The organism is Pseudoalteromonas sp. PAR1, assembly GCF_947311895.1.
Classification (GTDB): Bacteria; Pseudomonadota; Gammaproteobacteria; order Enterobacterales; family Alteromonadaceae; genus Pseudoalteromonas; species Pseudoalteromonas lipolytica_C.
In genome coordinates, this window is record NZ_CAMZMY010000042.1 from 1 (window position 1) to 16,724 (window position 16,724).

Below are 16,724 nucleotides of genomic sequence, written 5' to 3' on the forward strand. Positions count from 1 at the left end.
AGAGTCCGTATATAAGCCAGCATCTAATCTTTATTTAATAAATACTCCGTTGACAAAAAACGGGGAGTCCATATAAGTACACCGAGGCGCTTCGCGCTACATAAAAAAAGTAATACTCACAAAGAGGATAAGAGACGCTGCGCTTTAGAAGAAAAACTACATAGCTTTATGGTCTTTCTAATTCACTTCTCATTGTTTTCTCTTTGTGCAAAAGAATATTGAACCACAGAGTACACCGAGGCGCTTCGCGCTACATAAAAAAAGTGATACTCACAAAGAGGAAAAGAGACGCTACGCTTTAGAGTTAAAACTACATAATCTTACGGTCTTTCTCATTATCTTCTCTTTGTGCAAAAAATAGTGAAACGTTGGGTTTCGCTCCGCTATTCCCAACCGACGAGCTAATGAATCAAGCAATGTAAGTCGTCATTTATGGCGACACATAATAGTTAAAATTGACGGGCTAAAGCCCGACCTACATCTTGTTTCTGTGGTTTAGATAAGCATCGCGCGAAATAAATTTCACGCCTACAGGTGAGCATTTCACTGAGACTGCATGCAGGCTGATCTGACTTATAGCTTAAAGCTTCTTTCTCCTTTACTCTTTCTAACTCGCTAACTTTTGAATCTGATAGCAGACGACTCGAGACGTTGTGTTTCGCTCCGCCTATTAAGTTTTACTTAATACCACCCCAAACCCGATACCGTAATACAATACTACTGTATTTCTTATAAGTTATTTAATTCATAAACTTACAGTTCATACCTGTTTTATTACAAATAGGATTGATTCGCATTATTTTACATGTTTTAATTGCGCCGGTTAAAAAAATCTAAACATACACAGGACACACAATGACACCTAAGTTTATTGTTTCTTCGCTTTCGACTGCGGTCGCTTTATCTTTAAGCGCTAATGCTTTTGCAAAAGATGTAACTAAAGAAGAGAAAAACTTCGAGCAAATCACTGTAATTGGCTCTGCATCTGCAATTAACGATATTCCTGGCTCTGCTACTTTTATTGATGAGCAAGAACTAGAAAAGTTTGAATATACTGATATCTCTCGTGTTTTAAGTGCTGTACCGGGTGTATATGTACAAGAAGAAGACGGCTATGGCCTTCGTCCTAACATTGGTATGCGTGGTACGGGTACGGGTCGTAACGACAAAATCTCAGTAATGGAAGATGGTGTACTTGTAGCACCAGCACCTTACTCTGCGCCTTCTGCTTACTACTTCCCTACTATGGGTCGTATGGAGTCTATCGAAGTACTTAAAGGTGCGGCATCTGTTAAGTATGGCCCGCGTACAACAGGCGGTGTTTTAAACTTAGTTTCTCGTAGCTTACCAACTGAAGGTTCAAAAGGTTTACTTAACGCTGAACTTGGTAGCGACGGTTTCTACAAAGGTCATGCTTACTTCGGTAAAAAGAAAAACAATGCTGCCGGCCTTGTAGAAGTATTCACTTACGGTGCAGATGGCTTTAAAGATTTACCAGTTGGTAGTGACAACACAGGCTTTGAAAAGAACGATTTCTTATTAAAGTTTGGTTTTGACTTTGGTGATAACGAAGCACACAGCCTAGAAATGAAGTTAAAGTACTCAGACGAGCGCTCTGACGAAACGTACATGGGTTTAACTGACGCTGATTACAAAGAAAACCCTTACCGTCGTTATGCTGCATCACAAAACGATGAGATGAACACTCAACATAATGCATACCAAATCAACTATGCATACCGCTTTGGTAAAGGTTACGAGTTACTTGCTACTGCTTACCTAAATGACTTCCACCGTAACTGGTATAAAGCAAGCAAAGTAGGCACAAGTAATCTTGAGCAATACAGCGAGTTTGAAGCAAATCCAACGAGCGAAGGTATTGAAGGCGTTGCAGTAAAAGCAAACAACCGTGATTACCAAGCGAAAGGCTTACAAACTGAGTTCCATATTCCAGCAGGAAGCCACTACATCACTGTTGGTGCACGTTACCACGAAGATGAAATGGATCGCTTCCAATGGCAAGACAAATACACGCTTAATCAAGACCTATCAATGACGCTAACTGAAAAAGGCGTGCCGGGTTCTGATAGCAACCGTGTAGACAGCGCCGAAGCGACTACCCTATTCATTCAAGATGAGTGGTCACTTGATGCATTAGTCATTAGCGCGGGTCTTCGCTACGAAGACATCACAATCACACGTGTTGAATGGGCAAAATCTGATCCAAACCGTGAAAATGGCCTAACAAAAGATATCAGCAACGACACAGAGATCTTAGTACCATCACTAGGTGCTACTTACACTGTAAGCGATAACCTAACGCTTCTTGCTGGTATTCAAAAAGGTTACGCACCGGCAGCACCAGGTAATGCGGATCAAGAAGAAGAAGAAAGTGTTAACATTGAGCTAGGTGGTCGTTACGATTACGCGGGCATTCAAGGTGAAGTAATTTACTTTAACTCTGACTACACAAACATGCACGGTAACTGTACTGCGGCTGTAGGTTGTAGCGATGACAACATTGGCGACCAATACAACTACGGTGAAGTATCTGTGTCTGGCTTTGAGCTAAGTGCAGGTAAAGTGTTTGCTACTAACGCAGCTTCGTTCCCTGTTCGCTTAACTTACACTTACACGGATTCTGAGTTCGATAACGCGTTTGAATCAGATCTTTGGGGTAGCGTAGAAAAAGGCGATGCAATGCCATACGTGCCTGAAAACCAATTAGCGCTTTCAGTGGGTGCTGAGTTCTCAAGTTTTGTATTCGATACGCAAATGCGTTATGTGTCTGATGCACACGCAGACTTAACTAGCTCAGGTCGCAATGCAATCGACAGCCGCGTGGTATGGGATTTAGCTGCTAAATACCTAATCGACGACAAACAAAAAGTATACTTAACAGTAGACAACCTGTTTGACAAAACCTACGTTGCAAACCGTGCAAACGGCGGTATTCAACCGGGTAAACCACGTACCCTACAACTAGGTTACAGCTACTCATTCTAATAAAACGACTTAGCGAAATATCAAAAGCCGTGTGATGAAAATCCCACGGCTTTTTTGTGGGTGAGAGTTGCGAGTTTTCAAAATTGTAGCAGCGATTTTATGTTGCGTAGGAATTTAGCTAGGTGCTGGGTGCTGGGTGCTGGGTGCTGGGTGCTGGGTGCTGGGTGCTGGGTGCTGGGTGCTGGGTGCTGGGTGCTGGGTGCTAACAGCATAGTGTTGGTTTCGAATTGGTAAAGGGAGCTCCCTACCAAATCGACTTTTTCGGCGTTAAAACGCCTCCTACACCTCGCATCTCGGCCCTCGAAACTCGTACCTTTACTCTTTCTAACTCGCTAACTTTCAATCTGATAGCTGACGGCTGAAGGCTGATGGCTCCAAGCGTTGAGTTTCGCTCCGCTCTTCCCAACCTACGAGCTAATGAGTCAAGCACTGTAAGTCGTCATTTATGGCGACACATAACCGCTAACATTGACGGGCTAAAGCCCGACCTACGTGTTGCTTTTGTGGTTAAATAAGCATCGCGTGAAATAAATTTCACGCCTACGGATAAGCAGTTCAATTTAACTATGCGCAGGCACAATCTAATCTAACTTCTAACCACTGATATCTAATATCTCCATTTTTTCGGCGTTAAAACGCCTCCTACAACTCGCACATCGCAAACTTTCCCCTCTACTCTTTCTAACTCGCTAACTTTGAATCTGAAAGCTGTTAGCTTTAGTTTAAGATCAAAAAAAGCCGCGATGATGGGCGTACCGCGGCTTTGTCTAACTTGAAAAATCAGTTTGCTGGGTTACTTCCAGCTTCTCATCTTATGGCCTTTTAAGGCGTAGAATAAAATGAATACATAACTTGGGATCATCACAATGTAAGCGCCTTGTGCGCCTAGGCCTGCTACGTTTCCTAAACCGATTAATAATGGGCCTAGTGCACCACCAGCAATACCCATGATCAATAAGCCTGATGCGGTGCCTGTTAAGCGACCTAAGCCAGCTAAAGCCAGTGGCCAAATTGCAGGCCAAACCATAGCATTAGCAAAGCCTAGTAACGCAATGCATAACAATGGGTCTGGTAATTGTGGGCCACCAAATGGCACTAATAATAGGTTTGAAATAATGAACGAGTCATTGCTGCCAAGCACCACTAACAACACGGTAATAATACCGGCAATACCCGACATTAATAACGCCGTTTGTTGGCTCATAAAGCGTGGAATAGTTAAAATACCAATTGCGTAACCAATCAACATACACGCCATGGTGTAAGAGGTCATAACTGAGTAGTCAGCAACGCCAATTTGTAATGCGTACGAGCCAATGGTGTCTGCTGCAATTACTTCAACAGCAACGTATAGCGCAATCCCCACTACACCTAAAACTAAGTGAGGGTGTGCTAGGGTTTCTTTAATTTCGCCTTTGCCGTTTGATGTTTCGTCTTCATCAAATACTAAATCAGGCAATGGTGCAAATTTGGCAAAGGCTGCAAATAACATAATTAAAGCGGCAATCAACACATAAGGCATGATAAGGCTATTTGCCATAATGTCTTTTTGTTCTTGCGATAATTTACCTGCGCCATCAACAACACCGCTTACAACTACAGCGGCAAAAATAACAGGCACAATAACACCCGCAAATTTGTTTAATAAGCCCATGATACACACGCGCACAGCGGCTGATTTCTCAGAGCCCATTTTAACCACGTATGGGTTAACAGCGGTTTGTAGTACGGTTTGTCCAACACCTATCATTAATTGTGCAAACAAAAAGATTTCGATCATTTGCAGTTTCGCAGCAGGAATATACATCAGCGCCGATAAAGCCATAATCGCACAGCCAATCGCCATGCCATTCTTATAACCAACGCGCTTGATCAGCATAGCTGATGGTATGCCGGCAACTGTTACCGCAATATAAAAAGAAGAGATGATAAACGAAGCTTGTAACGGCGAAAGCTCAAGCATTTGCTGCAAAAATGGTGTAATTGCACCATTAAGCCACGTTATACACCCTAAGATAAAAAACATTGAGCCGGCCAATACCATTGGCAGCCAGATGCTTTGTTTTGTGTTGTTGTCACACTCAACCGTTGCTTCCATAATTGTTCTCTTAGTTTAATTATTTTTATTTGGTTGGAATTTAGTATACAACTCGATAAAGCTGTTTAATTTCCATACCAATCACAAAAATTTAATCATACACTAACAAAAATGACAGCGCTATCATTTTGCGTTCATATAAGCGCAAAAAAGCCGCAGCTAATTGCTTAGCTGCGGCTTAAACTAAATAGTAACAACTAGTTAGATGCTATTTACCAATCGCTTCTTTGGCGAACAAATGTTTAATTGGGCCAAGGTTGTCTACAAGGCTTAAACCAACACCACGTACGAGTTTTTTCAGTGGGTTAGCGCCTGCAAATAACTCTTTTAAGCCTTGCATCATGGCAATGTGTTTTTGTGCATCAAGCTTGCGAGTACGTTCATAATCACGCAGCGTGCGTGTACTTGCAAACTCGCCTTGCTCATTACTTAATAGCTCAATTAAATAACCGGCGTCTTTAAGGCCAAGGTTCATGCCTAAACCAGCTAATGGATGAATGGTATGCGCTGCATCGCCCATTAAAACCACTTTGCCCGACACCCACTGCTGGGCATAACGCATCTTAAGTGGAAACGCCATGCGCTCACTTTGCACTTCACATAAACCACATTGGCCATCGAGAGCTGCCATGACCGCTTTATTAAAGTTGCTATCATCAAGCGCTAAAAGTGTGTCGCAATGCTCAGGGCTTGTTGACCAAACAATTGAGTGCGTATGTTTATCTGGCAGGGGTAAAAACGCCAGCGGCCCGCTTGGTAAAAACACTTGGCGTGCCGTGTTGTTATGCTCATCAGCGGTTTTAACTGTGGCAACAATGGCGTGATGGTCATAATCTTTAAAAGTAATTGGCATGTTGAACTGCTTGCGAATAGCTGAGTTAGCCCCATCAGCCGCCACTAATAACTTAGCAATTACAGGCTCGCCGCTTTCAAGAGTAATAAACACATCAGAATCAGTTTGATGAATTTGCTGGTAGCGGGTTTCGAACAATAAAGTGGCATTACTTTGCTTTTCAAGTTCGCTAATTAAAGCGTAGCGAATAATGTCGTTTTCAACGATATGACCGAGCTGCGGTAAGTCGAGATCATTATGATCAAAATGAATTTTGCCAAAGCTGTCTTGATCACGTACATCCATCGAGGTATACGGTGTAGCACGTTGTTTAATGATCTCTGGCCATACATTTAATGACTCAAATAAGCCCTGACTAGCTAGGCTTAATGCGCTCACGCGAAGTGCGTAATCATCACCCGGTAAAGTTTGATTTTTACTCGCATCAATCACCACAACGCTGATATCTGCTTTTGCTAAACCAAGTGCTAGCGTAAGGCCAACACAGCCACCACCGACAATACAAACTTGTGCTTGTTTCATATCCGTTTACCTTGCTTAACCTGACCCATAAGCTGTTTTGCCAGTGGGGTTTTTAACGAGGAGAATAAATCCATTGAGAAAAGACCAATGCTGCGACCAAGCGCAAGCAATCGTGATGAGTTTGAGAACAAACGCACTAGGCTGTCTGTGAGTGTCATCACGGTCGTAATATCTTTACTGCGAGTTTGGCTGTAATAACGGGTAAAGGCGTAATCACCAAGATCGCTTCTATTCGCCATATCACACAATAATTGCACATCACGCAGGCCTAAATTAAAGCCCTGCCCGGCAATTGGGTGGATTGCATGGCCTGCATTACCAATTAATACTGTACGGTGGCTGCTCAGTGATTCGGCTTTACCGTACACAAGCGGATAACTTGCACGCATACCCACTTTGCTAAATGAGCCGCCGCAGTAACCAAATGCTTTTTGTAACGCAGCTAAAAAGGCATCGTCTTCAAGCGCCATAGTGTGCTCAATTTGCTCTGGTTCCATGCACCACACCAGTGAGTATCGATTATTACTCATTGGCAACAGTGCCATTGGGCCATGCTCGGTAAAACGCTCAAAGGCATGATGATGATGACCACCAGCCACTTCGATGTTGGCAATTATCGCTGCTTGCTGATAAGCGCGAGTATTAAACTCAATATTAGCGAGTTTACGGCTTTGCGAATGAGCGCCATCGGCAATCACCACAAGCTTTGCGCTTAACTGCTCGCCCGAGCTCAGCGTGATGTTGGCACAGTCGCTTTGGTATTCAAGCTTGGCAACCGTATCAGGGCAAAACAAACTAACATCAGTACGCGTAAGTTGCTGATGAAGGCTGCGCCCAAATGGGTTCACTTCGACCACATAACCAAGGGCATCATGACCGTATTCTTGGCAATCAATATGCGTTTTACCAAAATGACCACGATCAGATACAGTGACTTTTTTAATCGCTGCCGCAAATGGCGCTTGGCAATCAAACGCATTGATTGATTTTAAGTACTGAACAGACTGTTGAGCAAGCGCAATGCTTCTATCATCAAAGCTAGGGTGATAGTCTGCGCTTACTTCATTTGCCTCAATTACAGCGATTGATAACTGCTTATTACTCTGTTTTAGGCCCAATGCACAACTTGCACCCGCCATTCCACCGCCGATAATGACAACATCAAACTGCTTTGCCACGCTTGCTCCTAGCCTTTGTTTGCTTGCATCACTGCTTCAATGTCACTAATGGTTTTAGGAACCGAAATGGTCAGGTTTTCATGGCCATCTTCAGTGACAAGTAAGTTATCTTCAATACGAATACCGATGCCTTTATATTGCTCTGGTGCTTTTGCATCTTCGCTAATATATAAACCCGGTTCGATGGTGAGCACCATGCCCGGCTCAAATACGCGCTCTTTTTCATCAAGCTTATATTCGCCAACATCGTGCACATCTAACCCAAGCCAGTGACCAAGACCATGCATGTAAAATGCTTTGCACGCTTGGTTTGCCATTAGCTCATCAAGCTCGCCGGTTAAAATGCCTAAATCAATAAGCCCTTGCGTCAGTACCGTTGAGGCTAATTCATTGGCTTTCGATAAACTACCGCCCGGCTTAACTTGGCTAAATGCTGCTTCTTGGGCTGCTAATACAATGTTGTAAAGCGCCGCTTGTGGTTCGCTAAACTTGCCATTGACTGGGAAGGTGCGTGTGATATCTGCCGCATAACCTTCAAGTTCACAGCCAGAATCAATTAATACTAAATCGCCATCTTTTAGCTCAGCATCATTTTGTGTGTAGTGCAAAATGTTGGCGTTGTCGCCACTGCCGACAATCGTGCCATAAGCAGGGTGACGAGCACCATTCATTGCATAATGATGATGAAGCTCTGCTTCTAATTGGTATTCAGTTGCGCCTGGTTTGGCAAACTGCATAGCGCGAATATGCCCTTGTGCACTAATTTCGCACGCTGTGCGCATAATGTTTAATTCTGCGTCAGATTTAAACAAACGCATTTCATGCACTAAACCACGAATATCTTTAATGGTGTGTGGGGCTTTGTAGCCTTTTTTAGGTGCGCTGCGAAGTGTGCTTAATAAATCCCAAATTTTTGCATCGAAATTTGCGTAAGTGCCTTGTGCATAAAATAAAATCTGCTGGCCGTTCACCAAATCTAATAATTGTTCATCTAGTTCACTTAGTGGGCAAGTTGCGTCGAATAAGTACTCAGATTTAGCTTTTTCGAAGCCAATTCGACGACCGTGCCAAATTTCAGCTAGTTTGTCTTTGTTACGGCAAATAAGCGTACTTGGTGTATCGCTCGACGGGCAAAGCACTAAAACCGCATCTGGTTCGTTAAACCCAGTAAGATAGAAAAAGTCACTGTCTTGGCGAAATGCATATTCAGTATCACGGCTGCGTGTTACTTCTCCAGCAGCTGGAATAATAGCCACGCTGTTTTTATCCATCATCGCAAGCAAGCGCTCACGACGGGCTTTAAATTCAGCTTTATCGATAGCAATAGACGACATGCTAAACCTCTGTAATTTGATTAGTGAAGGGTCTTTTTAGTGCTTTTTCCTACTGGCTCTTTACCTAGCTCAGCAAAACATAGCAATGCAGAAACACGCACATACTCAATCACTTCGTGCAGTGCTTGGCTGTCTTCTTCGGTCTCTTCAAACATGGTGTCTAGGCGGGTAATTTCACTAAAGTCGCTGATCACTTCTTTCACATCAGCTGATAACTTGCCGTAATCTTTTTGTTTTAAACCAAAACCAAGCATAAAACCCGATACCCAAGATACTAAGCCATTGGCTAAATCGATCAGTGTTTCATCATCGCTTGGTAAAAATAGGTCAAACTGAAATTCTTCATCACTAAAACTGGCAACAACCTGAGAATATACATCAGCAAAAAATGCTTTTAAATCTTTACTAAAAGCTTGGCCATCGTTGAATACATCACTTAATAAACCTAAGTATTCATCGGCTTCAATATTGATGCCACAGGCTAATAAACCACTTATCACACCATGGGCTTCTGACGGTGCGACAAAAATTTCATTTTTTTCTAATAACAATTGGGCTTGTTGGTAATCAGGTAACGTGCTCATAACTTTTTCTTTGTTCGGCTAAGTAACGTCATGCTACCACTCGATAAATCGCAACTCCAATTAATTGTATGATTGAGGTCAAAAAGCAATCTGAAAAGTAAATAAGCAGTTAAAGGTGGGGAAAAACTACGCGAACGATCCGCTTTTTTTGCTTCTATGGTTTAAGGATTGAAACTTGTCTTATATACTGAAGGTGTTCCCTAGGGTGCAGGAGCTTGGTTAAGTCCCTGAGCCGATAAATTTTATGTTAGGGTTTCTGTTCGTTTACTATTGTGCAAGCTCGGCATGTACCGAGAAGCCTACGGTAGACCGCAGATCCCCGCCCTGAAACCTCAAGGTTTCAGGACTGACACCGGGCACCGCATACTTGGGGAACACCATTTCTATTTAGTTACAAGCTATCAGCTATCGAAAATCTTCCATGTAGTTTTTCTCTGACTCCTGACGACTAATATCTAATATTTCCTATGTGTTGGGTTTCGCTCTACTCTAACTAACCTACGAGCTAATGAGTCAAGCACTGTAGGTCGTCATTTATGGCGACACATAATCGCTAACATTGACGGGCTAAAGCCCGACCTACGACTTACCCGTTATTTAAGAAATATCGCGCGAAATAAATTTCACGCCTACGGTATCGGGTTTAGCCATAGCAATGTGCGGGCACAATCTAACTTTACTCTTTTCCCTTGGTAACTCGCTAACTTGTTTGTTTTTCTGATAGCTGACGGCTGATAGCTCCTGTGTGTTGGGTTTCATTTCACTCTACCCAACACACATGTTTTCAACCTATCGCCCCTACTTAAACCATCCCTGAAAGCGCTCCATTAATAGGTAATTAACTGGCACCAATAACAAGGTGATAAGCGTTGCGAAGATAATCCCAAAGCCAAGGCTTACCGCCATAGGAATAAGGAATTGTGCTTGCGTTGCTTTTTCAAATAGCAATGGCATTAAACCAATAAAGGTGGTTAAACTGGTTAACATAACAGGACGGAAACGTGCCGCCCCTGCAATCTTAACGGTTTCAAGTAAGTCACCGCCTTCTTCACGCTTCTTATTGATAAAATCAACCAGTACCAGTGAGTCATTCACTACCACGCCTATCAAGGCTAACATGCCAAGTAAGCTCATAATGGTTAACTCCATACCCATTACCCAGTGGCCCATTACCGCACCTATCATGCCAAACGGAATAACACTCATCACGATCAATGGCTGGGTATACGACTTAAACGGTATCGCTAATAACGCATAAATAATAAAGAATACAAACACGAGGCCCCAAGCCAGTGAACCAAATGACTCACGCTGCTCTTTGGCCTCACCTTCGAGTGTGTAATCAACACCTGGGTATTGCACCATTAGCTCATCTAAGTAAGTTTTTAAGTCTGCTTGCAGTACCGTCATATTGGTATTTGATTTTTCAACATCAGCTGTGACATTCAATGTTCGATAGCGGTCAATACGGTAAATAGACGATGGGCTTTGCCCCGGCACTAAAGTAGCCACATGCGAAAGCGGCACAGTCCCACCAGTAGGTGTTTTAATAAGTATGTCTTTTAAGTCTGCAACCGAGCGGCGCTCTTCAATCGGTAAGCGCACCATTACCCGCACATCGTCGCGCCCACGTTGAATGCGCTGTACCTGCGCACCAAAAAACGAGTTACGCACTTGCTGCGATACATCAACACGGTTTAATCCAAGCGCTAACCCCTGCTCTGTCAGCTCAATTTGCAACTCTTCTTTACCATCTGACATGCTATCGGCTATTTCGTACACAGTTGGATACGTCGATAAACGCACTTTAACTTTTTCAGCAACTGCTTCGAGGGTGTCGATTGAGCTACCGCTTAGCTGTACATCAATCGGGCTAGATGTTCGGCCAAACTCAGCACGGAAAGTGACACTCTCTGCTCCCGGTATAATACCGATAAGATCACGCCATTCGCTGGCAAGTTCTCGTGAGCCTATATCTGATTCACGCTTTTCTGCTGGCATGATCTCAAATCTAACACTACCGGTATTTGACGAACCACCACGTCCACCTGTGGTTGCCAAAATATTTAGAATTACACTTTGGCCATCTTCATCGCGGTATTTATCTTGTAATTCTTTTGCCTTGTCTGACATTTTAATGACGTATTTATTGGTCACTTCAAACGGTGTTCCGGCAGGGAAAGTTACGGATGCACGTACAGTTTCACTTGGAATACGCGGGAAAAAGGTAAATTTAGTCCAACCACTTGTGATCAAGGTAACAATAATTACAAAAATCCCCACAAATAAGCTAACCGTAGCCATTTTATTCTTTAAAGCTAGATTCAATAATGGTTGGTAATACTTCATTATTGCGTGTTCAAAACCATCAGCAAAACGCTGTTGAAGGCGCTCTAGTCTCGATGGCTCGCCCTTTTCATGACGTAGCTTTAAGTATTTTAAGTGTGCTGGTAATACAAACTTAGACTCAATCAAAGAGAACAGTAAAACAGGAATAACTACTACTGGAATTTGTGCAAATATAGCGCCTCGAGCACCTTCGATAAAAGCGAGAGGTAAAAATGCTGCAACTGTCGTGAGAACACCAAACGTTACCGGAGTTGCCACCTCCTGCGTTCCACGAATAGCGGCTTGCTCACCACTCTCTGCAGTTTTTAGGTGGGTGTAGACGTTTTCACCGGTCACAATGGCATCGTCAACAACAATACCGAGTACCAAAATAAAACCAAATAAACTGATAACGTTAAGTGTGATACCAAATATAGGCATCATTAAAAACGCGCCCATGAACGACACTGGGATACCAATAAATACCCAAAATGCAATGGCTGGACGCAAGAATAAGGTGAGTAGTGCCAGGACTAAAATTCCGCCCTGAATTGCGTTACTGGTAAGCGTTGCTATTCGGCTTTTTACAACTTCTGAGTCATCATCCCAATAACTTAACTCAAACCCTTCTGGAAGCTGGCTCTGATGCTCAGTTATGTAATTTTTTACCGCATCAGCAACTTCAATCGCACTTTGCGGGCCAATACGATACACATCAATAAATGCAGCTTGCTTACCATTAAAGCGAGTGCGAACAGGGGTTTCTTCAAAATCATCGCTAATACGAGCAATGTCACCTAAACGAATAATTGTGCCATCAGCTTGGTTTTTTACCACTATATTAGCAAATTCATCTTTGCGATAAGCTTGGCCTTTCGAGCGGATGAGTACATCACCCCCTTCTGTTTTTAAGTTACCGGCAGAAACATCAGTACTAGAATTGCGAATTGCTGATGATATGTCAGCTAAGCTTAAATCATACTGGCGTAAGGTATCTTGGCTCACCTCTATTGCTATTTCGTAATCACGAACCCCACTTAGCTCAACTTGAGTTACACTTGGTAAACGCAGTAGTTCATCACGCACGGTTTCTGCGTATTCAAGGGTTTCTTTTTCGCCATAAATACTTGAAACAGAAACGGCAATTACTTCTCGCTTCCATTCAGCAAGCGAAACTATTGGTTTTTCAGCATCGACGGGAAAGGTGTTAATTGCATCTACTCGGCTTTTAATGTCAGCCAAAAGCTCCCTAGGATCATACCCAGTCTCAACTTCAATACTTACCGAAGAAGAACCTTCAGAAGAGCGGCTAGTGATACGCTTAACTCCCTCAAGATCTTGCACCGCTTCTTCTATGCGAATTGATACCCCTTTTTCAACATCTTCAGGAGTTGATCCTCGAAGTGATACACTGACACTAATTCGGTCAGACTCAAACGATGGAAACACTTCAAGTGGTATTTGCGTCGAAACGCTAAATAAACCCGCTAATAAAATGCTGATCAGCAATAAGTTTGCTGCAACATGATTCTTTGTAAACCAAGCAATCATTATTGCGCTCCTTGCTCTTTAGGCGGCTGTTGATTGCTTGAACGCTTAGCTTTTCCTCTGGTTGCCTGATACTCTTCGCTACCCATAACGGTAACTTGCGTACCAGAGCTCACTTGACCAAGCGGTGTAATCACCAAGTTATCGCCTGCAGACAAACCATCAGCGACAACAGCTTGGTTAGCGTTTTGCCAAGCAAGTGCAATATTTTTACGACGCAGTACACCCTGCTCTTCTACGTAAACATAGGTGCCTTGGTAAATTGCGCTATTTGGGATCACAATGGCATTTTCAATAGCTTTACCAGTAATTTGTGCTTTGATGTACTGACCAATTTTAATTGGATACTGATTCACAGTCGTGGCTTTATAAGGGTCGTTAATTTGCGCAACCACATAAAGCTGCTGCGCATTTTCATCTATAGCACCTTCAGTACGAATAACTTGACCTTGCCAATGCTGTTTACCAACAAGGTCTGAGCTGAATTCAACTAATGAACCCGCGCTATTTTTAGCCCCATCACGAAATTGCTCTGGCAAATTAATAAACGGTAAGTCTTTATTTTTGATTGGTAAACGGATCTCAACTCTATCGATAGCATAAATACTGGCAAGCTCCATGTTATTACTCACCACTTGGCCTAAATCAACGCTACGACTTAAAACACGACCCGCATATGGTGCTGTGATCTTTGTACGCTCTAAATCAAGTTTCGCTTTTTCAAGTGTCGCTTGCGCAGACAACACACTGGCTTCGGCTGCTGCTAATTGTGGTTTACGAAGTACCAAGCTACTTGCTTGCTCGCCTTTACCTAAGCGCTTCCAGTCAGTTTCGGCCTGCCGACCACGAGCCTGTTCTTCAAGTAAACCCTGCTCGGCTGTTAATAAGGCCGCTTGCGCTGATTTTACTTCGGCACGGTGATCTCTATCATCTAATCGCAACAACACATCGCCTTTTTCAAAAAAGCCACCTTCGCGAAATTGCTCACTTATTTCAATAATTTGCCCTGATGCTTGCGCGACTAACATACTTTGCGTTCGCGGTTTTACGGTACCAAAACTATCAATCATCACTTGATAAGTTTCTGGCGTTAAGGTTTTAACAGCCACATTTACTTTCGCTTTCGGTGGTGAAGAAAAACGATTTGCTTGCGGCGGGTTACCTTTAATAAACATGACGAGTAATACCGTCACGACAATGACAATAACTGGAATTAATATTTTACGTGTCTTAGTATTCATGATTATTGCTCTGCTACTTCGCTATTTGCTTCACTAAAGTCACCGCCAAGGGCAATGTGTAAGTTGATTCTATTTTTAATAAGTTGGTTTTTGAGTTCGATAACAGAGCTTTGCGCGTTAAAAGAGCGATCTTGCGCATCAAGCACTGTCGTGTATGTTACTAAACCACTTTGATATTGCTCAAAAGACAAACGCTCTGCGGCAATTGCATTTTCTTGTGCTTCTAAGGTTTTTTCATAACGCACTTTCAAGGCTTGCTCTTGGCTGATTGCAGTTTCAACTTCATTAAATGCATCATAGAGTGTGGCAAGGTAAGCTTGCTCCTGACGTTTAACGCTAAGCCTTGCCTGCTCTTCATTGGCTTTTAAGCGACCACCTTCAAAAAGCGGCATTGAAATACTACCTATCAGTGACCAAGCTAAGCTTGAAGGCGAAAATAAATCACTCACTCTATCTGTGCTATCACTGATAGATGCTGAAAGATTCAAACTCGGAAAACGTTGTTTGTGCGCGTAAGCAAGTCCCGCATCAGTACTTAACAACTGATACCAGCTCGCCATTAACGCTGGTTTGCGGGTGATAAGCTCTGAAGGTAAACCCAAAGGAATTGTGTTCTCAAGTAGTGGCAAATCGGCACTAACCGATAATGCCCCAGCAGGATATTGGCCTGTTAAACGCTCTAAATCACGAATTGATTTAGTTAAGGTAGCTTGCTGTGCAGCAATATTCGAGCGCTCAGTATTTAGCTCATTACGGGCAAGGTAAACGTCAAGCGCTTCATTTAAACCTTGACGATAACCCGACTCAATAATATCTAAGTTTTTCTCGGCGTTTTGTTCGCGCTGCTTATATAGTTCAAGTAATTTGTGGTTAGTAATTACATCAAACCAACCCGAAACCACATCAGCTACTAATTGTTGTTTGCTTTGCGAAAATGTGGCTTTTTCAGCTAAATATTCAAGGTTTGCTTGCCGTTCAGAGGCCGATAATTTGCCCCATAAATCAACTTCGTAGCTTAATTCTAATGATGCAGAACTAGCGTTGTTATAACTAACAGGGCGATTATCTTCACTACGGCTCGCTCGTGTTGATAAATCAAGGCTTGGCCATAAATCGGCCCCAGCAGCAATAAGCTGTTGCTTTTTAATCGCCACATCATAACCTGCTTGTAAAATTGCTTGGTTATGGGCTAATGCTTGCTCCACTAAATTAAAAACTTGAGGGTCCTTTAACTGCTGCAACCAATTATCTTCAACAGCAAGAATTTTGTTGTCCGTAGGTAATTGCTGCCATGTACTTGGTAAGGCCTCAAGCTCAGCGACTCGTTCATTATGAGTCGTCTGGCTTGCACATGCACTTAGCAAAATTACACTTAAAGCCAATAAACTCGGCTTATATTGCCAATTCATTCTAAAAACCTGAAAAACATCTATTTATGATTGTAATTCAAGCACTACCTTAAGTTTTGCTCAACTGACTTTACATAACATTACACAGTCTGGTATTTGGTAAGGATGAACTGTAGAAAAATAGGGATAAGCTGCAAACTATCAGCTATCAGCTATCAGCTATCAGCTATCAGCTATCAGCTATCAGCTATCAGCTATCAGCTATCAGCTATCAGCTATCAGCTATCAGCTATCAGCTATCAGCTATCGAAAATCTTCCATGTAGTTTTTCTTTTATACAAGTACTTATTATTCTTATTCGCGCGAAATAAATTTCACGCCTACGGTACCGGGTTTAGCCATAGCAATGTGCGGGCACAATCTAACTTTACCCTTTCCCCTTTCTAACTCGCTAACTTATGTATTTAAAATCTGATAGCTGACGGCTGAAAGCTGATAGCTCTTATCTTCATCGCGCGAAATAAATTTCACGCCTACGGGATGTAAAGTAGTGATTTGGAGGGGACAGAAACAAAAAAGCCTCGCGATTGCGAGGCTTTGAATCAATGGTGCCCAGAGGCGGAATCGAACCACCGACACGAGGATTTTCAATCCTCTGCTCTACCGACTGAGCTATCTGGGCA

Annotated in this window: 9 protein-coding genes, 1 tRNA gene and 1 other RNA gene; 2 read left to right on the forward strand and 9 right to left on the reverse strand. The window is 42.8% G+C overall.

What is annotated here, in order from left to right; all coding sequences use genetic code 11:
• Nucleotides 1-855: 855 nt before the first annotated feature.
• Complete coding sequence (locus QL229_RS20240; RefSeq protein ID WP_138558703.1) at nt 856-3,006, forward strand: TonB-dependent receptor; 2,151 nt, start codon at nt 856-858, stop codon at nt 3,004-3,006.
• Nucleotides 3,007-3,799: 793 nt separating this feature from the next.
• On the opposite strand, the gene QL229_RS20245 is transcribed toward QL229_RS20240, so the two are convergent.
• From QL229_RS20245 to QL229_RS20265, 5 genes are all read right to left on the reverse strand, one after another.
• On the reverse strand, nt 3,800-5,104 hold the full coding sequence (locus tag QL229_RS20245; RefSeq protein ID WP_055198117.1) for an MFS transporter: 1,305 nt from the start codon (nt 5,102-5,104) through the stop codon (nt 3,800-3,802).
• Nucleotides 5,105-5,312: 208 nt separating this feature from the next.
• Nucleotides 5,313-6,479 (reverse strand): FAD-dependent monooxygenase, encoded by a 1,167-nt coding sequence (locus tag QL229_RS20250; protein ID WP_138558704.1) that lies wholly within the window; start codon nt 6,477-6,479, stop codon nt 5,313-5,315.
• Nucleotides 6,476-7,657, reverse strand: a complete 1,182-nt coding sequence (gene ubiH / locus QL229_RS20255; RefSeq protein ID WP_063700521.1) for a 2-octaprenyl-6-methoxyphenyl hydroxylase — start codon at nt 7,655-7,657, stop codon at nt 6,476-6,478. Before ubiH ends, QL229_RS20250 begins: the two co-directional genes overlap by 4 nt.
• 8 nt (nt 7,658-7,665) lie before the next feature.
• On the reverse strand, nt 7,666-8,991 hold the full coding sequence (gene pepP / locus QL229_RS20260) for a Xaa-Pro aminopeptidase (protein WP_138558705.1): 1,326 nt from the start codon (nt 8,989-8,991) through the stop codon (nt 7,666-7,668).
• A 20-nt stretch (nt 8,992-9,011) separates the two neighbouring features.
• Nucleotides 9,012-9,575 (reverse strand): UPF0149 family protein, encoded by a 564-nt coding sequence (locus tag QL229_RS20265; RefSeq protein ID WP_135925810.1) that lies wholly within the window; start codon nt 9,573-9,575, stop codon nt 9,012-9,014.
• A gap of 194 nt (nt 9,576-9,769) precedes the next feature.
• On the opposite strand from QL229_RS20265, the gene ssrS reads away from it, so the two are divergent.
• Nucleotides 9,770-9,953, forward strand: a non-coding RNA gene (ssrS, locus tag QL229_RS20270) — 6S RNA.
• A 420-nt stretch (nt 9,954-10,373) separates the two neighbouring features.
• Here ssrS and QL229_RS20275 read toward each other — a convergent pair.
• The 4 genes from QL229_RS20275 to QL229_RS20290 all read right to left on the reverse strand — a co-directional run bounded on the left by QL229_RS20275 (nt 10,374) and on the right by QL229_RS20290 (nt 16,723).
• A complete protein-coding gene (locus QL229_RS20275) occupies nt 10,374-13,454 on the reverse strand; it encodes an efflux RND transporter permease subunit (RefSeq protein WP_138558706.1) in 3,081 nt (1,026 codons plus the stop codon).
• Entirely contained in the window at nt 13,454-14,692 is a 1,239-nt protein-coding gene (locus QL229_RS20280; RefSeq protein ID WP_135925812.1) for an efflux RND transporter periplasmic adaptor subunit, read from the reverse strand. Before QL229_RS20280 ends, QL229_RS20275 begins: the two co-directional genes overlap by 1 nt.
• A gap of 2 nt (nt 14,693-14,694) precedes the next feature.
• Nucleotides 14,695-16,101, reverse strand: a complete 1,407-nt coding sequence (locus QL229_RS20285) for an efflux transporter outer membrane subunit (protein ID WP_138558707.1) — start codon at nt 16,099-16,101, stop codon at nt 14,695-14,697.
• Between the two features lie 546 nt (nt 16,102-16,647).
• Nucleotides 16,648-16,723: transfer RNA gene (locus QL229_RS20290), tRNA-Phe, on the reverse strand.
• Nucleotide 16,724: the final 1 nt, after the last annotated feature.